The following is a 22,916-nucleotide window of genomic DNA, read 5'->3' as shown; positions in this document are numbered from 1 at the left end:
TCTTGCGGGTGACAGCTGCAGCTCCCACGGATGCGGATCTGATAGCGGCTCACGCCGCGGGGGACCCTCATGCGTTCAGCGAACTCGTCCAGCGACATCGCGACCGCATGTGGGCGGTGGCCCTGCGCACGGTCCGCGACCCGGAAGAGGCCGCCGACGCGTTGCAGGACGCGTTCATCTCAGCCTTCCGCGCCGCCGGCAAGTTCCGCGCGGAGTCGCAGGTCACGACCTGGCTGCACCGGATCGTGGTGAACGCCTGCCTCGACCGGATCCGCCGCCGGCAGGCGCGCCCGACCGTGCCGCTGCCCGAAACCGGCTTCAACGAGCCCGCCACCCCGCGTGACTCGATGGCCGAACGGGAGACGAGCCTGCTCGTCCGCGAGGCGCTGGACCAGCTGCCCGAGGACCAGCGCGCCCCGATCCTGCTCGTCGACGTCGAGGGTTACTCCGTCGCCGAGACGGCGAAGATGCTGGGTATCGCCGAAGGCACCGTGAAGAGCCGGTGTGCCCGGGGCCGCGGAAAACTCGCGAAGGTTCTCGGACACCTGCGGAACCCCGATGCGATTGCGAACGTCCCAACTCACGAAAGCAAACGGGCCGGGCGTCAGCCGGGTAGCGGGGAGGGACGATGACGGACGAAAGCCGGGGGATCGGGGGGACCGTCGGTCCGCCCTGGTCTGTCGACGTGCTCGCCGATCTCCACGCCGGTGTCCTGGACGACGCTCAGGCGGCGGAGCTGTGGCCGCTGGTCGACGCCGACCCCGAAGCCCGCGCGATCCTGGACGCCCTCGACGCGACGCAGTCCGATCTGGCTTCGCTCGCCGACGCACCGGCCCCGCCGATGCCGGCCGAGTTCGCGGCCCGGCTCGACGCGGCGCTGGCCGCCGAAGCAGCCGCCGCCTTTCCTTCCCGCGGAGCCACGCAGGCACCGCGGGCGGCCGGGTCCGGGGACGCCCAGGTGGTGGACCTCGCGGCGGCCCGGCGGCGCCGGAACAAGCGGCTCGGCTGGGCCGCCGGCATCCTGACCGCGGCCGCGGCGGCGGTCGTCGCCGTGACGATCGCGATCCCGGGCACGTCCCAGCCGACCGGCACCCCGAACGTCGCGGCCCCGCCGCCGTCCGGACCGACGGTCGGCAGCGACGGCAGCGGCGCGCAGGCGCTGATCGGCAAGGCCGTCGGCGTCCGCGACTTCGGCCCGTTGCGGACCGAGGACAAGCTGGACGCGTGCATCGCGGCCGCCGGTCTCGACCCGAAGGTCCGGCCGGAGGGCATCCGCCCGGTCAACGTCGGCGGCAAGTCCGGCGTCATGATCATCCTGACCACCGGCAAGCTCGCCCAGTTCCGGCTCGTGGCCTTCGGCGCGGACTGCGGACCGGGGAATCCGGCCGTCCTGTTCGACAAGGTCGTCGGGGAGAAGTAGCGGCTGTCACGGCTGGGAACATGGCCACCTACGATCGTGTTGAGCCTGGTACACGGGTCACTACGAGCGGAGGTCACGGGTGGCTGCCGAGGAAATCAGGAACCTGATCATCGTCGGGTCGGGTCCTGCCGGATACACCGCTGCCGTTTATGCGGCACGGGCCCAGCTGGAACCGCTGGTGTTCGAGGGCACGCAGTTCGGCGGCGCGTTGATGACGACGACCGAGGTCGAGAACTTCCCCGGGTTCCGCGACGGCATCATGGGTCCGGACCTGATGGAGGAAATGCGCAAGCAGGCCGAGCGTTTCGGTGCGGAGCTGCGCGCGGAGGACGTCGAGTCGCTGGAGCTGAGCGGGGACGTCAAGTACGTCACCGCGAACGGCAAGCGCTACGCCGCCCGCGCGGTCATCCTCGCGATGGGTGCCGCGGCGCGGTACTTGAACGTGCCCGGCGAGCAGGAGCTGCTCGGGCGCGGTGTCTCGGCGTGTGCGACCTGTGACGGCTTCTTCTTCCGCGACCACGACATCGTGGTCGCCGGCGGTGGCGACTCGGCGATGGAGGAGGCGAGCTTCCTGACGAAGTTCGCGAAGTCCGTCACGGTCGTCCACCGGCGCGACGAGTTCCGCGCGTCCAAGATCATGCTCGAGCGCGCCCGCGCGAACGAGAAGATCAAGTGGAAGCTGAACACGCAGATCACCGGCGTGGTCGGCGACGGCAAGGTCGAGGGTCTGCAGCTGAAGGACACGAAGGACGGTTCGGAGTCGACGCTGGACGTGTCGGGCTTCTTCGTCGCGATCGGGCACGATCCCCGCAGCGAGCTGGTGCGCGGGCAGGTCGAGCTGGACGAGGACGGCTACGTCGTCACCCAGGGCCGGACGTCGTACACGAGCCTCGACGGCGTCTTCGCGGCCGGTGACCTGGTGGACCGCACCTACCGGCAGGCGATCACCGCCTCGGGTTCCGGGTGCAGCGCCGCCATCGACGCGGAACGCTGGCTGGCGGAGCACGGCGACCCGGACGCCCACGAAGCGCCCGAGCTGGTCGGCGGCGGCTACGGCGCGAGCACCAACTGACTTTCCGGCTTTCGACCAACCTGAAGGAGAAACCATGTCCAACACCGTGAAGGTGACCGACGCGACGTTCGTCGACGAGGTCCTGACCAGCGAGAAGCCGGTTCTGGTCGACTTCTGGGCCACCTGGTGCGGGCCGTGCAAGATGGTCGCCCCGGTGCTCGAGGAGATCGCGGCCGAGAACGGCGAGAAGCTGACCATCGCCAAGATCGACATCGACGAGAACCCGAACACGCCGCGTGACTACCAGGTGATGTCCATCCCGACGCTGATCCTGTTCCAGGGCGGCAAGCCGGTGAAGCAGATCGTGGGCGCCAAGCCGAAGGCCGCGCTGCTGTCGGATCTCGCCGACGTCCTCTGAACCGAACAAGCCCGGCGGACCCGGGGCCTGCGAGAACCCTCTCGCGGACCCGGGTCCGTCGTCGTTCGGGGTAATCCCGCCCGTGTGGGTGAATCGAGCGTGACGAGGGCCACCGGGGGTGCGCCACGATCGGGCTCTTGACGCACCTACCGGGCCTGCGCTGTCACCGAGAGTTGGCAAGGCACAATAGAGGACCTGGGCCCGTCCCAGCGAAGGTTTTCTTGCCACGCACCGAGCCCCTGGGTGCCTTAGGAAAGAGCGAGGAGTGCATGCGGGTACTCCGCCGCGGTGACGCCGGTCCGGACGTCGCCGAGATCAGGTCCATCCTGGCCGGGATGGACCTGCTCCCGCCGGTCACCGGTACCGACGACTACGACACGTTCGACGTCGCCGTCGAGCACGCCGTCCGTGCCTTCCAGCAGCGCCGTGGGCTGATGACCGACGGCATCGTGGGTCCGGCGACCTTCCAGGCGCTCAAGGGCGCCAGCTACCACCTGGGCAGCCGCCCGCTGTCCTACATGATCGCGTCGCCGGTGCACGGCGACGACGTCTTCACGCTGCAGGAGCGGCTCACGGAGCTCGGCTTCGACGCCGGCCGCCCGGACGGCTACTTCGGCCCGGCGACCGAGCGCGCGCTCAAGACGTTCCAGCGCGACATGCGCCTGACGCCGGACGGCATGTGCGGCCCCGCGACCATCCGTGAGCTGCACCGCCTGTCCTCGCCGCGGGCCCGGGGCGGCCGCCCCGTGTTCCTGCGCGAGCAGGAGCAGGTGCGCCAGGCCGGTCCGCGCCTGCGCGGCAAGCGCATCGTGATCGACCCCGGCCACGGCGGCGACGACCTCGGTGTGGTCGCCGGCGGCCTGCGTGAGGCCGACATCGCGTGGGACCTCGCGCGTCGCCTGGAGGGCCGGATGAAGGCCACGGGCATGGAGGCGCTGATCTCCCGCGGCCCGAACCACAGCCCGACCGAGCTGGAGCGGGCCAAGTTCGCCAACGACGCGGGCGCGGACCTGTTCCTCTCGCTGCACAGCGACAAGAACCCGTCGCCGCGCGCGCAGGGTGTCGCGAGCTTCCACTTCGGCAACGGCAACGGCACGACGTCGACGGTGGGCGAGCTGCTGGCCGGCTTCATCCAGCGTGAGGTCGCGGCCCGCACCGGCCTGCAGGACAACCGCACGCACTACAAGTCGTGGGACATCTTCACCCGCACCCGCTGCCCGGCGGTCCGGGTCGAGATCGGCTACCTGACGAACCCGGACGACGCCCGCAAGCTCGGCGACCCGGCGTTCCGCGACATCGTCGCCGAGGGCATCCTGATCGCCGTCAAGCGCCTGTATCTGCTCGGCGAAGGCGACCAGCCGACGGGAACGTTCACGTTCGCCGACGTCCTGGCGCACGAGCTGGCCAAAGCCGAATAGGGCCGACCACAACCCCTAGCGGCTCACCTTCACCTGCCCCACCACCCCTGGGGACGCAGCCTGTGCGTCCCCAGGTTTCGGGGCAGTTCTCCACAGCTTGTCCACCGCTCCTATCAGCGCTCTGTGGATAACTCGGCACTTCTTCCACAGCCGTCCACACGCGACGGAATCCGTCGTGCGGACGTGTCGGAACGACGGCGCAAACGTTTGCGGTCTCGTGCGGAGATGCGGCTCAGGCGCGGCCGAGACTCGGCTCGGCGGTGGTGATCGTCACCTGGCCGAGCAGCCGCTCCAGCGCCGCCTCGACGTCTTCCTTCCAGGTGATCGCCGAGCGCAGCTCCAGGCGCAGGCGCGGCCACTTCTGGTGCGGACGGACGGTCTTGAAGCCGACGCTCTGCAGGAACGCCGACGGCAGCACGCAGCTGTGCCCGCCGTCGGGGTCCGACTCCTCGGGACGCGCGTCACCGAACGCCTCGATCGCGCGGACGCCGCGTTTCGTCAGGTCCTTGGCGACCGCCTGGACGAGCATCCGGCCGAGGCCGCCGCCGCGGAACTCCGGGAGCACCTGGAACGCCGTCAGCAGGACCGCGTCCGCGCTCGGCGGGGACGTCGGGAAGGCCAGCGACCGCGGGACGGCGTTCGGCGGGGCGTACAGCACGAACCCGACCGGCAACGTGTCGCTGTAGACGATGCGGCCGCAGGAACCCCACTCGAGCAGCACGCTCGAGACCCAGGCTTCCTTCTCGACCTCGGTGGCGCCGAACTCCTCGGCCTGGTTCTTCAGGTGCGGGGCCAGCTCCCAGTAAACGCACTGGCGGCAGCTCTTCGGCAGGTGCTCCAGGTTGTCCAGTGTGACGCCCACGACGCGACGTGACACTCGCGACCTCCCCTGACCTGCTGCTCCCGACCGGCTGCCCGGTCGTCGAGCCGCGATTGACCACGGCACGACACGGGAGCCCTCGTCGAGGATAGGCGGATGTGACGAGCACCGAAAGGCCAGGGGTACCGGATGGGTGCCCGGTTACACTCGACTGGATCTGCCGTGCCCCAGAACAAGCAGTCCTGTCCATCGAGCCCCGGGTGAATCGTCGATGACCGAGAACCGCCCCAGCAAGCCGCACAGCGGCCGCCAGAACCTCGACCCGCACCTCGAGCGGTACGCCGCGCGCACCGCCGGGATGACCGCCTCCGAGATCCGGGCACTGTTCGCGGTGGCCAGCCGGCCCGAGGTCGTCTCGTTGGCCGGCGGCATGCCGAACCTGGCCGCGCTCCCGCTCGACACGCTGTCGGCGCAGGTGGCGGAGATCATCGCCGAAGACGGGCTCGTCGCCCTGCAGTACGGCTCGGCGCACGGCGTCCCGGTGCTGCGCGAGCAGATCTGCGAAATCATGGCCCTGGAGGGCATCAAGGCCCACCCGGACGACGTCGTGGTGACCGTCGGCTCCCAGATGGGCCTGGACATGGTCACGCGGCTCTTCTGCGACCCGGGTGACGTCGTCATCGCCGAAGGCCCTTCGTACGTCGGCGCGCTGGGCTCGTTCGCCGCGTACCAGGCGCAGGTCGTGCACGTGGCGATGGACGACAAGGGCCTGGTGCCGGAGCTCCTGCGCGAGGCGCTCGCCCAGACGGAGAAGGCCGGCCGCCGGGTCAAGTTCCTGTACACGATCCCGAACTTCCACAACCCCGCCGGCGTCACGCTGGCCGTCGAGCGCCGCGCGGAGATCCTGGAGATCTGCCGCGACCACGGTGTCCTGGTCGTCGAAGACAACCCGTATGGGTTGCTCGGCTTCGACGGCCAGACGTACCCGGCACTGCGCTCGAACGACCCCGACAACGTCGTGTACCTCGGTTCGTTCTCGAAGACGTTCGCCTCCGGCCTGCGCGTCGGCTGGGTGCTCGCGCCGCACGCCGTGCGCGAGAAGCTCGTGCTGGCCGCGGAGTCGGCGACGCTCTGCCCGCCGACGTTCAACCAGATGATCGTCTCGCGCTACCTGGCCACGCACGACTGGAAGGGCCAGATCAAGAAGTTCCGCGAGAACTACCGCGACCGCCGCGACGCGATGCTGTCCGCGATGGAGCAGTACCTGCCCGCAGGGTGCTCGTGGAACAAGCCCGACGGCGGGTTCTACGTCTGGGTGACGGTGCCGGAAGGCGTCGACACGAAGGCAATGCTGCCGCGCGCGGTGACCGCGCGGGTGGCGTACGCGTCCGGAACCGGCTTCTACGCCGACGGGTTCGGCAGCCGCCAGATGCGGCTGTCCTACTGCTACCCGACGCCGGAGCGGATCCGTGAGGGCGTGCGGCGGCTGGCCGCCGTGCTGGAGTCTGAAATGGACCTGGCCCGCACCTTCGGTAACGTGAGCGCGCGCCAGATCCAGGGGCCGCAGAACCCGTCCCCGGACACGGTCTAGTTCTTCTTATTTAAGGAGTTTCCACGGTGGTCGACCGTACCGTTGCCGTGCTCGCCGGCGGGCTTTCGCACGAACGCGACGTCTCGCTGAGGTCCGGGCGACGGCTCTCCGCGGCGCTGAAGTCCGAAGGCCTCGGCATCGAGGAGTGGGACACCGACGCGGGGCTGCTGGAGCGCTTGCGCACCCAGCGGCCGGACGCGGTGGTCGTCGCCCTGCACGGCGGTGAGGGCGAGAACGGCTCGGTGCAGACGGTGCTGGAGATGCTGGAGGTGCCGTTCGTCGGCACGGGCTCCCAGGGCTGCCGCCGCGCGTGGGACAAGCCGACGGCGAAGGCTCTCATCGAGAACGCCGGGTTCGTGACGCCGGGCTGGGTGGTGCTGCCGCACAGCACGTTCCGCGAGCTCGGCGCCCAGGCGGTGCTCGACGCGATGGTCGAGCAGCTCGGCCTGCCGCTGATCCTCAAGCCCGACCAGGGCGGCTCGGCGCTCGGCACCCAGGTGGTTCGCGAGGCGGCCGAACTGCCGGCGGCGATGGTCGGCTGCTTCGCGTACGGCGACACGGTGCTCGCCGAGCGGTTCGTGGACGGCGTCGAGGTGGCCGTGACGGTCATCGAGGGCGAGGACGGCCCCGAGGCCCTCCCCGCGGTCGAGATCGTCCCGGAGAGCGGCGTGTACGACTACACGGCCCGCTACACCGCCGGCCTCACCGACTTCTTCACCCCGGCCCGGCTCGACGACGCCGCGGCCAAGGCGGTGGCCGAGCTCGCCGTCGCCGCGCACCGCGTGCTCGGGCTGCGGGACATCTCCCGCACCGACGCGGTCGTCACGGCGGACGGCACGGTCCACTTCCTCGAAGTGAACCCGTCGCCGGGTCTCACCGAGACGTCGACGGTCCCGATGGCGATCGAAGCGGCGGGCAAGTCGCTCGGCGCGGTGTTCGCCGAACTGATCGGTCGCGCGATTTCTCGCTGACTCGTCTCACGCGAAAGGCCGCCTCGGAACCTCCGTGGCGGCCTTTTTCGTGTCGCGACTGATCATCACTGGATGTGAACGTCGCGACCGCGTGGAGCAATCATCACCGTGACGAAACACCCTGGGGTGATCCCTAATCGGTTTCCGGTGTCTGATTCGCCCCATTCGCGTCGATGATCGCGACGATGCGTTCGAGGTCGTCGACCGAGCCGAACTCGAGCGTGATCCGGCCCTTGCGACGGCCGAGGTCGACCTTCACCCGGGTGTCGAACCGGTCCGAGAGGCGGTTCGCGAGCTCCTGCAACCCCGGCGCCTGGATCGGCTTGCGCGCCGCGGGCTTCGGCTTGGCCGGCTTCTCGCTCTTCTTGAGCGTGACGGCTTCCTCGGTCGCCCGCACCGACATGCCTTCCGCGATGATGCGCGCGGCGAGCTCTTCCTGACTGTCGGCGTCCTCCAGCGAGAGCAACGCGCGGGCGTGGCCGGCGGACAGGACGCCCGCGGCCACCCGGCGCTGCACCGGCAGGGGGAGCTTGAGGAGCCGGATCGTGTTGGTGATGACCGGCCGGCTGCGGCCGATGCGGCTCGCCAGCTCCTCGTGCGTGACGGCGAACTCGTCGAGCAGCTGCTGGTACGCCGCCGCCTCTTCGAGCGGGTTCAGCTGGACGCGGTGGATGTTCTCAAGGAGCGCGTCGCGCAGCATCGACTCGTCGGCGGTCTGCCGGACGATCGCCGGGATCGCTTCGAGCTCCGCCTGCTGCGACGCGCGCAGCCGCCGCTCGCCCATGACGAGCTCGTACTCGTCGTTCCCGAGCTCGCGGACGACGATGGGCTGCATGAGCCCGAACTCGCGGATCGAGTGCTCGAGTTCGGCGAGCGCCTCTTCGTCGAAGGACAGCCGCGGCTGCTTCGGGTTGGGCTTGATCGCACCGACCGGGATCTCGCGGTAGACCGCACCGGCGACTTCACCGCTGTGCTGCTTCGCCTGCCCGTTGGCCGCGAACCAGCCCTTGTCTTCGGCCGCCTTCTTGTCCGCCGCAGCGCCGTCAGCGGGTGCCGGCAGCGGGCCGCTGCCGGTCGCCGGCCCCGTCGGGATGAGGGCGGCGAGGCCGCGCCCCAGCCCTCCTCTGCGCTCCGTCATGTCGAACTACCCTTCTCCATCTGTGCGCCGCGCTCGGCGATCTCCTTCGCCGCGTCGACGTAGCTCATCGCACCGCGCGAACCAGGATCGTAAGCGAGCACGGTCTGGCCGTACCCGGGCGCCTCGGAGACCTTCACGCTGCGGGGGATGACCGTCTTGAGGACCGTGTCGCCGAAGTGGTTCCGCACCTCGTTCGTCACCTGGTCGGCCAGCTTGGTCCGGCCGTCGTACATGGTGAGGAGGATCGTCGAGACGCGGAGCTCGCGGTTGAGGTGCTGCTGCACGAGCTCGATGTTGCTCAGCAGCTGCCCGAGCCCTTCGAGCGCGTAGTACTCGCACTGGATCGGGATGAGCACCTCCTGCGCGGCGACCATCGCGTTGACCGTCAGCAGGCCGAGCGACGGCGGGCAGTCGATGAAGACGTAGTCGACGCCGATCTCGTTGAGGATCTCCGAGGAGATGGCCTCCTTGAGCCGGGACTCGCGGGACGCCATCGAGACGAGCTCGATCTCGGCGCCGGCGAGGTCGATCGTCGCGGGGACGCAGAAGAGGTTGGGGGACTGCTCGGTGGGCTGCGCCGCCTCCGCGAGCGTCACCTCACCGATCAGCACTTCGTAGATGGACGGCGTCCCGGACCGGTGGTCGACGTCGAGCGCGGTGCTCGCGTTGCCCTGTGGGTCGAGGTCGACCACGAGTGTCTTGAGCCCGTGGACGGCGAGCGCGGCGGCGAGGTTGACCGTGCTCGTGGTCTTGCCGACGCCACCCTTCTGGTTGGCGACAGTCAGCACGCGACGGTGGCCGGGCCGGGGGAGTGTCCGCTCCGGGTGCAGCAGACGCGCGGCGCGGGCGGCTTCTTCGGCGATCGGCGTCCAGCCCACGTCGTGGCTGGTCTCCGTGGAGTCGGACGGCGGGGGATTCACCGGTCTCGACACCTCCTCCATATAGACGTCTGGTCGGTGGTCGAGTCGCGTCGTTTCACGTGGAACACCGCGGCCCGTTAACGCTTCTTGCTCCGTGCCTTCGGCTTGGCTGCCGTCGGGAGGCGACGGATCTTCACGACCGTGCTGGGGACCTCTAGTACTGCGGCACCGCATTCGACAATCAGTGGGGCGGCCCCGCCGGCCTTGCGGATGGCGGCGCCGTCCCGTTCGATCTCCTCCGCCGCGCTGGCGCCCTTGAGGGCGACCAGGAAGCCATCGGACCGGACGAGCGGCAGACACCAGTCCGCGAGCCGGGCGAGCGGGGCGACCGCGCGAGCGGTGACGATGTCGGCGCCACCGTGCTGCTCGCGCACAGACCGCTCCTCCGCGCGTCCACGGACGATGGTGATCGGGAGTTCCAGCTTCTCGGCCACCTCGGCCAGCCAGTCCACCCGGCGAGCCATCGGTTCAAGCAAGACGATATCGAGGTCCGGCCGCGCGATCGCGAGCGGTACTCCCGGAAGCCCGGCACCCGACCCGACATCGACGACGCGGGCACCCTCGGGCATCTGCTCACCGATGACGGCCGAGTTGAGGACGTGCCGCTCCCACAGCCGCTCGACCTCCCGCGGCCCGATCAACCCGCGCTCCACACCGTGGCGCTCCAGGAGTTCGACGTACCCAGCGGCTTGGTCCACGCGCTCACCGAACACTCGCTCCGCCGCGGCGCGCACCGCCACCGCGGCCTGCTCCAAGCTCACTCCGTCTACTCCTCGTCCGCGCGTTTCACGTGAAACGCGCTCGTTCGATTGTCCCTGATGTCGAGTCGAAAACGAGCCGACAGACCGCAGATGTGGACAACTCCACTCGGCCGGCCGCCCTTCGGTGGATGGTTCCACGTGAAACGACGACCCCGAGGATCGTCTCAGCGGGCGACCCGTTCCACGTGAAACATCAAGCGTGTAATTCGCTCGGCCGCGGCTGAGCGTTCCGCGGCCGGATCCCGCTAAAGCTCGCCGAACGATCGGAACGACGACGCCGCGAACCGCGGCGCGTACAACCGCACCGACTGCAGAGCCGCGAGCCAGCCGTACTCGATCGCGTACACCCAATCGACGCCGAGACACGACCGGGCCGCCGTGGACGTCGCCGGCATGACCCAAGCCAGCGCGCGAGGGCACTGCCGCGGGAACCAGTAATCCGGCGCCCGCGTGGCGTCGACCGCCCAGACGTACGCCTCCGGTTGCTGGGCCGTCGCCGCGACGTGAGGAGCGAAGCGCGTGATCGTCGGATCCTCCGAGAAGTGGAGGACCTCATCGGGCAACGGACGCATGCACACAAAGAAGCGGCCCCACCTGACTTGGTCAAGTGGGGCCGCTTCGGAAAACCTGGACTCAGGACTCCGGGAAGATCACCACGCGGCGCTTCGGGTCCTCGCCCTCGCTCTCGCTCGTGACGCCCGCGACCGTCGCCACCGCGTCGTGGACCACCTTGCGCTCGAACGGGCTCATCGGCTGCAGCCGCACCCGCTCGCCGCTCTGGAGGACCGACTCCGCCGTGGAGCGGCCGAGCTCGCGCAGCTCCTCGCGACGGTCCGCGCGCCAGCCCGCGATGTCCAGCATCAGCCGGCTGCGGGATCCGGTCTCCTGCTGGACCGCGAGGCGGGTCAGCTCCTGCAGCGCCTCGAGCACCGTGCCGCGGGGACCGACGAGCTTCTCGAGGTCCTCGCCGCCGTCGATGCTCACGATCGCCCGGCCGGCTTCGACGTCCAGGTCGATGTCGCCGTCGTAGTCGAGCAGGTCCAGCAGTCGCTCGAGGTAGTCGCCGGCGATGTCGCCCTCCTGGACGAGGACGTCGTCACCGCCCGCCTTCTGCTCGTCCACCGCGTCCGCGGAAGCGGCCGGCTCCGGGGTCACGTCGTCCTGATCGGCTTCGATCGTGTCGATCGTCTCCGACATCATTCGTCTCCTCTCCGAACCGGTCGCGCCTCAGCGGCGCTTCCGGCCCGACTTCCTGGTCGAGTCTTTGAGAAGGCCCGGCACCCCAGTGCCGTTGTCCTTCGAGCCGTTCTGGCCGTTCGTCTCCGCCGGGGTCACGTCCGCCGCCTTCGCCGGCTCGGCCGAGGCCGAGGGCGCCGAGGTCTGGGCGAAGCCGTGGGCCGAGCCCGCCTTCGTGACCTTCTTCTGCGAGCCGCCCTGCGCGGGCTGGTTCTTCCGCTGCTGGACCGGCTTCTGACCGACCTTCGGCGCGGCCGGCTTCTGCCCCGGCTTCGGGCCGAGCGACGCGCGCTTCTCCGCGGCCTCCGCCTTGCGGGCCGCCTCTTCCTTGTCGATCTTCGTGTAGACGAGGCGCTGCTGCATCAGGGTCCAGCCGTTGTTCGCCAGCCAGTAGAAGAGGAGGCCGAGCGGGAACAGCGCACCGAAGACGAGCACACCGAGCGGGAACACGTACATCGTCAGCTTGTTCATGATCGCGGTCTGCGAGGTGGCCGACGCGGCGTTCTGGCGGGCCACCGAGTGCCGCGCGGTGAGGTGCGTGGCGATGGAGGCGACGATCATCAGGGGCAGCGCGACCGGGAGGACGCCCCACTGGAAGCCGACGTTCGCGGCACCGCCGCTGACGACGCCGACACCGTTGTAGACGGCCTCGCCGAGGTTGACGCCGAAGAGCTTCGCGCTGACGTACGAGTGGACGTCGGCCTGGGAGAAGAAGTAGTTCTCGGTCTTCGGGCCGCCTCCGGGCGGCGGCATGGTGAACGCGCGGAGGACGTGGTTCAGGCCGATGAACACCGGGATCTGCAGCAGCATCGGCAGGCAGCTGCCGAGCGGGTTCACGCCGTGTTCGCGCTGGAGCTTCTGCATCTCCTGCGCCTGGCGCTGCCGGTCGTTCGCGTACTTCTTCTGGACCTTCTTCATCTCCGGCGCGAAGTCCTGCATCTTCTTCATCGACCGGACCTGGTTCACGAACGGCTTGAACATGATGCCGCGGACCGTGAACGTCAGGAAGATGATGCCGAGGATCCAGGAGATCGCCGTCGCTTCACCGAAGACGAACCCGAAGACCTTGTGCCAACACCAGAGGATGAAGGACACGGGGTAGTAGATGAAATCGAGCACTGCTGCTACTCCTCGATCGGTGTTTCAGGTCTGCGGTAGCGCCACGAGAACTTCTCGGGGACCGGGTCGCGGCCGGGTGGCGTCCACGGGCCGCAGCGCAGCAGCCGGCGCAGCGCGAGGTAGGAGCCGCCGGCGGCACCGTGCCGGGTCAGGGCTTCGACTGCGTACGCGCTGCAGCTCGGGTAGAACCGGCATGCCGGCGGGAGGAAGGGCGAGATCGCCTTGCGGTAGAGCTTGATGGGGAGCAACAGGACCCACGCGACGGGACCGGGGCGCGGAGGCGCGGTCTCGACGTCTTCTTCGTGGTCGTGCTCGGGGGTGGCTCGCATGCCGGTCACACCGCTGATCCGTGGTCGGGGGCCGCGTCCGCGGGACGCGTCGGGCGCGGGGCATCCCCGGCCGGACGGCGCGACGACAGGCCTAGTCGATGCAATGCGGCGTCGAGATCGGCTGCGAGTTCGGCGCTGGACGCGCTCGCGGACGGCGGCAATGCCCGTACGACCAACGCACTGCCGGCGGGCAGGGTTCCGAGCCGGGCCGAAACGAGGTGACGCAACCGGCGGGTGACGCGGTGGCGGACCACCGAGTTGCCGACGGCCTTGCTCACCACAAAACCCGCCCTGGCCGCCGACGAGACGTCGGCGGCCCCGGACGGGTCCGTGGTCAGCGCGTGGACGACGAGGCGGCGCCTGCCTGCCCTGGAGCCGCGACGGAGAACCACGCGGAAATCCTCACTCCGCCGCAAACGTGCGGCAGCCGGCAGCACGGCGCGCCCCGACGAGCCGGATCAGGCGGACAGCGCGGCGCGGCCCTTGCGACGGCGGCCCGCGAGGATGGCCCGGCCGGCGCGGGTCCGCATGCGCAGGCGGAACCCGTGGGTCTTCGCGCGGCGGCGGTTGTTCGGCTGGAAGGTGCGCTTACCCTTGCTCACTGCTTCTCCTGTGTGTCGCGTCGGACGGGAGGAAATTCCCTCCGCCTGGCGTGTCGTGCGGGCGCACGGCAGTCTCTGGTGTCTCCTACCAACGTGTGGCCTCGTCACGACGAGCGACGACAACGTGGGCACGCGAATAGCACCCGTCGCATACGGGAGACCTTACGAGGGTACGCACCCCCGTCGGGCGGCCGGTAAGCACCCCCTCGGCCACGGTCCGCGATCAGGCTCAGAAGCCGAGATCGTCGACGCCGGGGCACCGAATGGCAACACGCCGTACACCGTGAAATGCTTGCGACCCAGGATGCCTTGTGGCAGCGGGCGGGGCTTGTTAGCGTGCCTCTCTCGGGTCACCGGTCGAGGTGCACGAGTATCCGGGTGGTGGAGTGCCCACCGGCGTACGACGAGCCCGCAGGTGGCGTCGCCGCGGGTCGCCGTACATTAGTGCACAGCTGTGGACAACTATGTGGATATTCGTTGTGCCGAGGCACACGCCGGTCCGCGAGGGGCGCCGGACCGCGTGACCAGGGGCGTCGGCCGTCCACGCCGACGAGGGGAGGGGAGCCGAACAGGTGTCGGAGCACCAGCACAATCTGGGCGTCATCTGGGAACAGGTGGTACGCGAACTGTCCGACGGGACCCTGTCCCCCCAGCAGCGCGCGTGGATGCGCGTGACCCGCCCGATCGGCCTGCTCGACGGCACCGCGCTCCTGGCGGCTCCCAGCGACTTCGCGAAGGAAGCGATCGAACGCGGTCTCCGCGGCGCGATCACCGAAGCGCTTTCCCGGCGGCTCGGCCGCGCCATTTCGCTCGCGGTGAAGGTCGACAGCACCGAAGCCGTCGCCCCGATCGCCGCTCCTCACTACGTGCCGTCACCCAGCCGGGTGGAAAACGGTGCGGTCCCGGAGCCGGCGCCCGTCCCACGGCCGGGTCCCGGGCCGATGCTGCCGCCGCCGCGTCCCGAGCCGACGCCGCCGCTGTCCCCGCACCACTCCGTCGGGCCGAAGCTCGACGACGGTGACGACACTGACGAAGAGGTCGACGAAGAGGGCGAAGCGCTCGCCGCCGTCCACGAGATCTGGCCGACGTTCTCCGGCCAGCCGATCGCCGGCCAGCCCTACACCGCGCCGGCGCAGCCGCAGACGTCGAAGACGAAGCTGAACGAGAAGTACACGTTCGACACGTTCGTCATCGGTGCGTCCAACCGCTTCGCGCACGCGGCCGCGGTCGCCGTCGCCGAAGCGCCGGCCCGCGCGTACAACCCGCTCTTCATCTGGGGTGAGTCCGGGCTCGGCAAGACGCACCTGCTGCACGCGGTCGGCCACTACGCGCAACGCCTCTTCCCCGGCATGCGCGTCCGGTACGTCTCGACCGAAGAGTTCACGAACGACTTCATCAACTCGCTGCGAGACGACCGCAAGGTCGCGTTCCAGCGGCGCTACCGCGACATCGACATCCTGCTCGTCGACGACATCCAGTTCCTGGAAGGCAAAGAAGGTACGCAGGAAGAGTTCTTCCACACCTTCAACACCCTCCACAACGCGAACAAGCAGATCGTCGTCAGCTCCGACCGCCCGCCCAAGCGCCTCGAGACGCTGGAGGACCGGCTGCGGACGCGGTTCGAGTGGGGCCTGATCACCGACATCCAGCCGCCCGAGCTCGAGACGCGCATCGCGATCCTCCGCAAGAAGGCGGCGCAGGACAGGCTGGCGGTGCCGGGCGACGTCCTGGAGTTCATCGCCTCGCGCGTCGAAGCGAACATCCGCGAGCTCGAAGGCGCGCTCATCCGCGTCACCGCGTTCGCGTCGCTGAACCAGCAACCGGTGGACGCCGGGCTGGCCGAGATCGTGCTGCGGGACCTGATCCCCGATTCCCACGCCCCGGAGATCACGGCGCCGACCATCATGGGCGTCATCTCCGAGTTCTTCGACGTCACGCTCGACGACCTGTGCGGCCCCGGCAAGACGAAAGCGCTCGCCACGGCCCGCCAGATCGCGATGTACCTCTGCCGCGAGCTGACCGACATGTCGCTGCCGAAGATCGGGCAGACGTTCGGCGGCCGCGACCACACGACCGTCATGCACGCGGACAAGAAGATCCGCAAGGAGATGGCCGAGCGCCGGCGGATCTACGACCAGGTGCAGGAGCTGACGTCGCGCATCAAGCAGCGCGCCCGCCAGTAGCACATCCCTTATCCCGCAACGACTTCGGGGCGTCCACGCACTGTGGACGCCCCTTTGTCGTCTTTGGACTGTCTGAAGCACGCCTACGCCCGCGAAGCAGCGAAGCCGCGTACGCGCGCTTCGCAAACTCGCCAAAATTGTTTGTACACAAGGAAGTTTCCCCATGGTGTGGGCAGTTTGCCCACAGTGTCAACAGATCCCTGATCAGCGACAACACGGAATCCGTCCACACCCCGCCCACAGGTGATCCACAGGGAATCCACACCCTTGTCCACGCTGATTCCACAGGTTGCCCACATTGTGTGCACAGGACGGCCCGCTCACTCGGAAGAGCGAACCGGACCGTGCCCGGCACCCCCAGACCCTGGGTACAGATCCCCACACACCTGGGGACAACCGTGGGGACAACCGGCCCGATCTGTGGACGGATCGGGGGTCGCCCGAAACCATCCACGGACGGCCCGAGTTGCCCACAGATCCACCACCACGGTTCTCCACATGCCCGCGAGTGCTCCCACCTGCGCGAACGACCTCAATCCACACAATCCACAACGCTTACTACTGCTACTGCCTTTTAAGATCTCTTCTAAGAGAGAAAAGATAAAAACAGGCGATCGACGAAGTTGGGGACAACCGCGAGATCCTGTCGTCAAGTCGACAAAGTCAAGAGGAGGCCGAAGTGACGGCGGCCCCCGCGACGGCCTAACGTGGACGCCTGCACCTGGTCCGTGCTCCGGCCGCTCGAGCGGAGGGCGGACCGGCCGGAGGGGGCAGCCGGTCACTGCCCTGCCAGAGCGAGGCCTGGCCCGAGCCGACAGGGGCTCGGTCGTCGAAAGGATGGGCGCATGAAGATCCGCGTCGAGCGTGACGGGCTCGCCGACGCCGTCGCGTGGGTGGCGAGAAGCCTCCCCTCCCGGCCTCCCGTGCCGGTGCTGGGCGGTGTGCTCCTCGACGCCGGTTCCGACGGCGACACCGACGCCCTGACGGTCTCCGGCTTCGACTACGAGGTTTCCGCGACGGTCGGCGTCCCGGCGACGATCGCCGACGGCGGCCGGCTGCTGGTCTCCGGGCGCCTGCTCGCCGACATCACCAAGGCGCTGCCCGCGCAGCCGGTCGAGATCTCCGTCGACGGCGCGCGCGCCACCATCACGTGCGGCACCGCGCGGTTCTCCCTGCCGACCATGCCGGTCGAGGACTACCCGCAGCTGCCGTCCCAGCCCGCCTTCGCGGGCGAGCTCGCCGGCGACGCGTTCGGCCAGGCCGTCACCCAGGTCGTCGTCGCCTCGGGCAAGGACGACACGCTGCCGATGCTCACCGGCATGCGGCTCGAGATCTCCGGCAGCTCGCTGACCCTCGTCGCGACCGACCGCTTCCGGCTCGCCATGCGCGAGTTCACCTGGCAGCCGGCCGAGGGCCTGGCCGACGCCGCGGTGCTCGTCCCGGCGCGCACCCTCGCCGAAGCCGCCAAGACGCTCGGCGCGAGCGGCGCCACGATCCGCCTCGCGCTCGCCAGCGGCGAAGGCCTCCTCGGCCTGTCCGGTTCCGGGCGCTACACGACGACCCGCCTGCTCGACGCGGAGTTCCCGCCGTACCGCCAGTTGCTGCCCGCGTCGCACACCTCACGCGCGGTCATCGACGTGTCCGCTCTCACCGAGAGCATCAAGCGCGTTTCGCTGGTGGCGGAGCGGGGGACTCAGGTACGACTGGAGTTCGGGGACAACACGCTGCGGTTGTCCGCGGGCGGCGACGACGAGGGAAGCGCCGAAGAAGAGCTCCAGGTCGAGTACGAAGGTGAGCCGGTGACGATCGCGTTCAACCCGGGTTACCTCGTCGACGGCCTCGGCGCGCTCCACAGCGACCGGGCGGAGCTGACGTTCACCACGCCGAACCGGCCCGCGCTGATCAAGCCCGCCGACCCCGAGGGCAACGTCGTCCCCGGCTACCTCTACCTCCTGATGCCGGTCCGCCTCCCGGGCTGACCCGCACTTTTCCTGAGCACGTAAGGGGATCCGATGGTTCAGCTCGGTCTGATCGGCCTGGGCAAGATGGGCTTCAACATGCGTGAGCGGCTGCGTGCGGCCGGTCACGAGGTGGTCGGCTACGACCGCAACCCGGACGTCAGCGACACCACGTCGCTCGAGGACCTGGTGTCCAAACTGGACGCTCCGCGGATCGTGTGGATCATGGTCCCGGCCGGCGACCCGACCCGGCAGACCATCACCGAGCTGGGCAACCTGCTCGCCGAAGGTGACATGGTCATCGACGGCGGCAACTCGAAGTACACCGACGACAAGATCAACGCCGACCTGCTGGCGTCGAAGAAGATCGGCTACGCCGACTGCGGTGTGTCCGGTGGTGTGTGGGGCAAGGAAAACGGCTACGGCCTGATGGTCGGCGGCTCGGCCGCCGACGTCGAGCGGGCGATGCCGATCTTCGACGCGCTGCGCCCGGAAGGTCCGCGTGAGGAAGGCTTCTCGCACGCGGGCGACGTCGGCGCGGGTCACTACGCGAAGATGATCCACAACGGCATCGAGTACGGCATGATGCAGGCTTTCGCGGAAGGCTTCGAGCTGCTCGAAGCGGCGAAGGTCGTCAACGACGTGCCCGCGGTCATCAAGGGCTGGCAGCGCGGCACGGTCGTCCGGTCCTGGCTGCTCGACCTGCTCGTGCGCGCGCTCGACGAGGACCCGGAGCTCGACGACCTCGAGGGCTACGTCGAAGATTCCGGCGAAGGCCGGTGGACGCTGGAAGAAGCGATCAACAACGCGGTGCCGGCGCCGGTCATCTCGGCCGCGCTCTTCGCGCGCTTCGCCTCGCGTCAGGAACACTCGGCCGCGATGCGCGCGGTCGCCGCGTTGCGCAACCAGTTCGGCGGGCACGCCGTGAAGAAGGTCGGCGGGTAAGGAGTTCCTGGTGTATCTGCGTCACCTGCAGGTCACCGACTTCCGCTCCTGGCCGCAAGCCGATCTCGCGCTCGAACCGGGGCCGACCGTGCTGGTCGGCCAGAACGGTCGCGGCAAGACCAACCTGCTCGAAGCGATCGGGTACGTCGCGACGCTGGGCTCGCACCGCGTCGCGACGGACGCGCCGCTGATCCGGCACGGCTGCGAGCGCGCGCTGGTGCGGGTCGCGGTGGTCAACGAGGACCGCGAGCTGACGGTCGAGCTCGAGATCACCGCGGGCCGCGCGAACCGCGCCCGGGTCAACCGCGGCGCGGTCGGCCGGCCGCGCGACGTGCTCGGGATCCTGCGCACGGTGCTGTTCTCGCCGGAGGACCTCTCGCTGGTCCGGGGTGACCCGGGCGAGCGACGCCGGTTCCTCGACGAGCTCCTGGTGCTACGCGCGCCGCGGTACGCGGGGGTCCGGGCCGACTACGAGAAGGTGCTGAAGCAGCGCAACGCCCTCCTCAAGACAGCCGGGAAACGGCGTACGGGTCGCGAAGACCCGTACGCGCTCTCGACGCTGGAAGTCTGGGACGACCACCTCGCGGTGGCCGGCGCGGAGCTGCTGGCCGCGCGCCTGAACCTCGTCGCGGACCTCGGGCCGCACGCGGCTTCGGCGTACATGGGCGTCGCTCCGGACTCGCGGCCGGCGAAGATTTCGTACAAGTCGTCGCTGGGCGAAGCACTGCCGGAGACGTACGGCGTACCGGATGGTGAGCGGGCGCAACCCGAGGTCCTGAAGGACGTCTTACTCAAGGCGCTCGGTGAGGCCCGGAAGGCCGAGCTCGAGCGCGGGATCAGCCTGGTCGGCCCGCACCGGGACGAGCTGGAGCTGATCCTGGGCCAGGCGCCGGCCAAGGGCTACGCGAGTCACGGCGAGTCGTGGTCGTTCGCGCTCGCCCTCCGGCTCGGCAGCTACGAGCTGCTGCGCGCGGAGGCGGGTGAGCCGGTGCTGCTGCTCGACGACGTGTTCGCCGAGCTGGACCGCAAGCGCCGGGCCCGGCTGGCCGAGGTGGCCGCGAGCGCCGAACAGGTGCTGGTGACCGCGGCGGTCGACGAAGATGTGCCCGGGGAGCTCGCCGGGTCCCGGTTCGTGGTGGCGGATGGTGAGATCACGCGTGGCTGAGCGGCCCGACCGAACACCCGATGTGACGGGCGACACGAATCGCACCCGATCTGGGGACAAACCTGTGGACAGTGTGGATAACACGGTGAATGAGTTATCGCTGCCCGTGACTTTGCGGCCAGATGGGTGGCACAAATCGCCCCGCGGCAGCTCCAAGCCACCTGCTGATACTGAGCGTAACGACACCGCTGGGCCGAACGAGGCTCCCGCGACGGGTCGGGACCTCGCCCACGCCGCGCTCGAAGCGGCGAAGGCGAAGGCCAAGGAACGCGGCACGTCGCCTGGCTACCGGCGGCGCACTGTCGGCGGCGGGGGCCAGAACCCGCGGCGTCGTCGCTGGTCGGGGCCGGGCGCGGACCCGCGCGACCCGCAGCCGCTCGGCCGGCTCGTCTCCCGGATGGTCGCCGACCGCGGCTGGAGCGAGAGCGTCACGAGCGCCCGCGTCTTCGCCCAGTGGGAGCGGCTGGTCGGCGAGGACGTCGCCGAACACGCCCAGCCGGTCGTGCTCAAGGACGGCGAGCTCACGGTCCGCGCCAGCTCGACCGCGTGGGCCACCCAGCTCCGGTTGCTGCAGGGAAAGCTGCTGGCCAAGATCGCGGCGGGGGTCGGGAACGGCGTCGTCAAGCGCATGCGGATCCAGGGTCCGACCGCCCCGAGCTGGCGGAAAGGACCCCGTCACGTGCCCGGCCGCGGCCCGCGTGACACGTACGGCTGACCCGGGTTGCGTGTTGCTCGGTTGAATGCCCCGAGAACGCATCCAGACCTCCCGAGCTACGTCAAGACTCGGCTCACATCGATTTCGTCCGTCTGCGACGCGCTCAGGGGTGTCCTTGCCGCATGCCAGCGGACGCGGCCAAGTACACTGGAAGGGAGCGAGTGTCCGCTCGGGCGAGACGAGGAGAAACAACGCCGGTGACCGAGAACAAGAGCGAGTACAACGCGTCGTCGATCACGGTGCTCGAAGGCCTCGAAGCGGTCCGCAAGCGCCCCGGCATGTACATCGGTTCCACCGGTGAACGCGGGCTGCACCACCTCGTCCAGGAGGTCGTCGACAACTCCGTCGACGAAGCCATGGCCGGGCACGCCACCAAGGTCGAGGTTACCCTCCTCGCCGACGGCGGGGTGCGGGTCGTCGACGACGGCCGCGGCATCCCCGTCGACATGCACCCCAAGGAGAACAAGCCGACCATCGAGGTCGTGCTCACCCAGCTGCACGCGGGCGGCAAGTTCGACAGCGACTCCTACGCGGTGTCCGGCGGCCTGCACGGCGTCGGCATCTCCGTGGTGAACGCGCTCTCGACGAGGCTGCTCGCCGAGGTCAAGTACGGCGGCCGCAGCTGGCGGCAGCTGTACACCGACCAGATCCCCGGGCCCCTCGAAGACCTCGGCCCGGCGACCGAGACCGGGACGACGATGACGTTCTGGGCCGACGGCGGCATCTTCGAGACCACGACGTACAACTTCGAGACGATCTCGCGCCGCCTCCAGGAGATGGCGTTCCTCAACAAGGGGCTGACGCTGTCCCTGCGCGACGAGCGCGTCGCCGACGAGGAGACCGAGGAAGACGCCGAGGGCAAGGTCGCCCGGGTCAAGGAAAAGGTCTACTGCTACCCGGGCGGGCTCGAAGACTTCGTCAAGCACATCAACGGCAGCAAGGACCCGATCCACTCCAGCGTGATCTCCTTCGACGCCAAGGGGCCCGGCCTCGAGGTCGAGGTCGCGATGCAGTGGAACACCGGCTTCACGCCGTCGGTCTACACGTTCGCCAACACGATCAACACGCACGAGGGCGGCACCCACGAAGAGGGCTTCCGCGCCGCGCTGACCCGCGTCGTCAACGCGTACGCGCGCGACAAGAAGCTGCTCAAGGAGAAGGACGCCAACCTGACCGGTGACGACGTGCGCGAGGGTCTCGCCGCGATCGTCTCGATCAAGCTGGGCGAGCCGCAGTTCGAGGGCCAGACCAAGACCAAGCTGGGCAACAGCGAGGCGAAGACGTTCGTGCAGCAGCAGACGAACGAATGGCTGGCCGACTGGTTCGAGCGCAACCCCACCGAGGCGAAGACGATCATCAACAAGTCGATCTCCTCGGCGCAGGCCCGGATGGCCGCGCGCAAGGCGCGTGACCTCGTCCGCCGCAAGGGCGCGCTCGACATCGGCGGCCTGCCCGGCAAGCTGAAGGACTGCCGCTCCACCAAGCCGGAGGAGTGCGAGCTCTACATCGTCGAGGGCGACTCGGCCGGCGGCTCGGCCAAGGAGGGCCGGGACTCGATGTACCAGGCGATCCTGCCGATCCGCGGCAAGATCATCAACGTCGAGAAGGCGCGCATCGACCGCGTCCTGAAGAACACCGAGGTCCAGTCGCTGATCACCGCGCTGGGCACCGGCATCCACGACGAGTTCGACCTCGAGAAGCTGCGCTACCACAAGATCGTGCTGATGGCCGACGCCGACGTCGACGGCCAGCACATCACCACGCTGCTGCTCACCCTGCTGTTCCGGTTCATGAAGCCGCTGATCGAGCACGGCCACGTCTTCCTGTCGCGGCCGCCGCTGTACAAGATCAAGTGGCCGCGGGCGGAGCCGGAGTACGTGTACTCCGACAACGAGCGCGACGCCGTCATCCGCGCGGGCGTCGAGGCCGGCAAGCGGCTGCCGAAGGACGACGCGATCCAGCGCTACAAGGGTCTCGGCGAGATGAACGCCGAAGAGCTGTGGGAGACCACGATGGACCCGGCCAACCGCCTGCTGGGCCGGGTCACGATGGACGACGCCGCCCAGGCCGACGACCTTTTCTCGGTCCTGATGGGCGAGGACGTCGAGGCCCGCCGCTCGTTCATCACGCGCAACGCCAAGGACGTGCGCTTCCTGGACGTGTAGGCGTCCCCCGATCCCGTCCCGCCCAGGACC

The 22,916-nt window shown here is 69.3% G+C and carries 23 protein-coding genes; 13 read left to right on the top strand and 10 right to left on the bottom strand.

Annotated features, from left to right (window positions below):
* Positions 1-8 precede the first annotated feature (8 nt).
* From sigM to ACZ7OU_RS06345, 5 genes are all read left to right on the top strand, one after another.
* Positions 9-632, top strand: coding sequence for an RNA polymerase sigma factor SigM (sigM, locus tag ACZ7OU_RS06365; RefSeq protein ID WP_155548287.1), 624 nt, complete (start codon positions 9-11; stop codon positions 630-632).
* Positions 629-1,420 carry a hypothetical protein gene (locus tag ACZ7OU_RS06360; RefSeq protein WP_470240143.1) on the top strand — a complete coding sequence of 264 codons (792 nt, stop codon included), beginning with the start codon at positions 629-631 and terminating at the stop codon, positions 1,418-1,420. The genes sigM and ACZ7OU_RS06360 overlap by 4 nt, the downstream gene beginning before the upstream one ends.
* Before the next feature lie 79 nt (positions 1,421-1,499).
* The gene (gene trxB, locus ACZ7OU_RS06355; protein WP_470254421.1) at positions 1,500-2,492 is read left to right on the top strand and encodes a thioredoxin-disulfide reductase; all 993 of its coding nucleotides are present in this window, start codon (positions 1,500-1,502) and stop codon (positions 2,490-2,492) included.
* A 34-nt stretch (positions 2,493-2,526) separates the two neighbouring features.
* Positions 2,527-2,850 (top strand): thioredoxin, encoded by a 324-nt coding sequence (gene trxA, locus ACZ7OU_RS06350; protein WP_020642536.1) that lies wholly within the window; start codon positions 2,527-2,529, stop codon positions 2,848-2,850.
* Between the two features lie 269 nt (positions 2,851-3,119).
* On the top strand, positions 3,120-4,268 hold the full coding sequence (locus ACZ7OU_RS06345; protein ID WP_470240141.1) for an N-acetylmuramoyl-L-alanine amidase: 1,149 nt from the start codon (positions 3,120-3,122) through the stop codon (positions 4,266-4,268).
* A 232-nt stretch (positions 4,269-4,500) separates the two neighbouring features.
* Here the strand turns inward: ACZ7OU_RS06345 and ACZ7OU_RS06340 are convergent, their stop codons facing one another.
* Positions 4,501-5,145, bottom strand: coding sequence for a GNAT family N-acetyltransferase (locus ACZ7OU_RS06340; RefSeq protein ID WP_470240140.1), 645 nt, complete (start codon positions 5,143-5,145; stop codon positions 4,501-4,503).
* A gap of 214 nt (positions 5,146-5,359) precedes the next feature.
* Between ACZ7OU_RS06340 and ACZ7OU_RS06335 the strand changes: the two genes are divergently transcribed.
* Positions 5,360-6,679 carry an aminotransferase-like domain-containing protein gene (locus ACZ7OU_RS06335; protein WP_470254420.1) on the top strand — a complete coding sequence of 440 codons (1,320 nt, stop codon included), beginning with the start codon at positions 5,360-5,362 and terminating at the stop codon, positions 6,677-6,679.
* 26 nt (positions 6,680-6,705) lie between these two features.
* The gene (locus ACZ7OU_RS06330; protein ID WP_470254419.1) at positions 6,706-7,650 is read left to right on the top strand and encodes a D-alanine--D-alanine ligase family protein; all 945 of its coding nucleotides are present in this window, start codon (positions 6,706-6,708) and stop codon (positions 7,648-7,650) included.
* Between the two features lie 133 nt (positions 7,651-7,783).
* Here the strand turns inward: ACZ7OU_RS06330 and ACZ7OU_RS06325 are convergent, their stop codons facing one another.
* The 9 genes from ACZ7OU_RS06325 to rpmH form a co-directional block, all read right to left on the bottom strand.
* Complete coding sequence (locus ACZ7OU_RS06325; RefSeq protein ID WP_470240137.1) at positions 7,784-8,788, bottom strand: ParB/RepB/Spo0J family partition protein; 1,005 nt, start codon at positions 8,786-8,788, stop codon at positions 7,784-7,786.
* Entirely contained in the window at positions 8,785-9,708 is a 924-nt protein-coding gene (locus ACZ7OU_RS06320; RefSeq protein ID WP_470240136.1) for a ParA family protein, read from the bottom strand. The genes ACZ7OU_RS06325 and ACZ7OU_RS06320 overlap by 4 nt, the downstream gene beginning before the upstream one ends.
* Before the next feature lie 77 nt (positions 9,709-9,785).
* On the bottom strand, positions 9,786-10,469 hold the full coding sequence (rsmG, locus tag ACZ7OU_RS06315; RefSeq protein WP_470240135.1) for a 16S rRNA (guanine(527)-N(7))-methyltransferase RsmG: 684 nt from the start codon (positions 10,467-10,469) through the stop codon (positions 9,786-9,788).
* Between the two features lie 245 nt (positions 10,470-10,714).
* On the bottom strand, positions 10,715-11,041 hold the full coding sequence (locus ACZ7OU_RS06310; protein WP_470254418.1) for a DUF6886 family protein: 327 nt from the start codon (positions 11,039-11,041) through the stop codon (positions 10,715-10,717).
* A 61-nt stretch (positions 11,042-11,102) separates the two neighbouring features.
* Positions 11,103-11,666: a Jag family protein gene (locus ACZ7OU_RS06305; RefSeq protein WP_470240133.1), complete on the bottom strand. Its 564-nt coding sequence runs from the start codon at positions 11,664-11,666 to the stop codon at positions 11,103-11,105.
* 30 nt (positions 11,667-11,696) lie between these two features.
* Positions 11,697-12,824, bottom strand: a complete 1,128-nt coding sequence (yidC, locus tag ACZ7OU_RS06300) for a membrane protein insertase YidC (RefSeq protein ID WP_470254417.1) — start codon at positions 12,822-12,824, stop codon at positions 11,697-11,699.
* Between the two features lie 5 nt (positions 12,825-12,829).
* Entirely contained in the window at positions 12,830-13,153 is a 324-nt protein-coding gene (gene yidD, locus ACZ7OU_RS06295; RefSeq protein ID WP_470240131.1) for a membrane protein insertion efficiency factor YidD, read from the bottom strand.
* Positions 13,154-13,158: 5 nt separating this feature from the next.
* A complete protein-coding gene (gene rnpA / locus ACZ7OU_RS06290; RefSeq protein WP_470240130.1) occupies positions 13,159-13,590 on the bottom strand; it encodes a ribonuclease P protein component in 432 nt (143 codons plus the stop codon).
* Between the two features lie 21 nt (positions 13,591-13,611).
* Positions 13,612-13,755, bottom strand: coding sequence for a 50S ribosomal protein L34 (gene rpmH / locus ACZ7OU_RS06285; protein WP_003082934.1), 144 nt, complete (start codon positions 13,753-13,755; stop codon positions 13,612-13,614).
* A 572-nt stretch (positions 13,756-14,327) separates the two neighbouring features.
* Here rpmH and dnaA point away from each other — a divergent pair.
* The 6 genes from dnaA (at position 14,328) to gyrB (ending at position 22,886) form a co-directional block, all read left to right on the top strand.
* A complete protein-coding gene (gene dnaA / locus ACZ7OU_RS06280; RefSeq protein WP_470240129.1) occupies positions 14,328-15,938 on the top strand; it encodes a chromosomal replication initiator protein DnaA in 1,611 nt (536 codons plus the stop codon).
* A gap of 845 nt (positions 15,939-16,783) precedes the next feature.
* The gene (gene dnaN / locus ACZ7OU_RS06275) at positions 16,784-17,917 is read left to right on the top strand and encodes a DNA polymerase III subunit beta (RefSeq protein WP_155548303.1); all 1,134 of its coding nucleotides are present in this window, start codon (positions 16,784-16,786) and stop codon (positions 17,915-17,917) included.
* 33 nt (positions 17,918-17,950) lie between these two features.
* Entirely contained in the window at positions 17,951-18,841 is an 891-nt protein-coding gene (gene gnd, locus ACZ7OU_RS06270; RefSeq protein WP_470240128.1) for a phosphogluconate dehydrogenase (NAD(+)-dependent, decarboxylating), read from the top strand.
* Between the two features lie 10 nt (positions 18,842-18,851).
* Entirely contained in the window at positions 18,852-20,006 is a 1,155-nt protein-coding gene (gene recF, locus ACZ7OU_RS06265) for a DNA replication/repair protein RecF (protein WP_470254416.1), read from the top strand.
* A 106-nt stretch (positions 20,007-20,112) separates the two neighbouring features.
* Positions 20,113-20,721: a DciA family protein gene (locus ACZ7OU_RS06260; RefSeq protein WP_470240786.1), complete on the top strand. Its 609-nt coding sequence runs from the start codon at positions 20,113-20,115 to the stop codon at positions 20,719-20,721.
* A gap of 197 nt (positions 20,722-20,918) precedes the next feature.
* Positions 20,919-22,886: a DNA topoisomerase (ATP-hydrolyzing) subunit B gene (gyrB, locus tag ACZ7OU_RS06255; protein WP_470240126.1), complete on the top strand. Its 1,968-nt coding sequence runs from the start codon at positions 20,919-20,921 to the stop codon at positions 22,884-22,886.
* Positions 22,887-22,916 lie beyond the last annotated feature (30 nt).

Source organism: Amycolatopsis sp. NPDC114505 (assembly GCF_055633615.1).
Note: the sequence above shows the minus strand (reverse complement) of the source record. Positions and strands in the feature narration are given on the sequence as shown.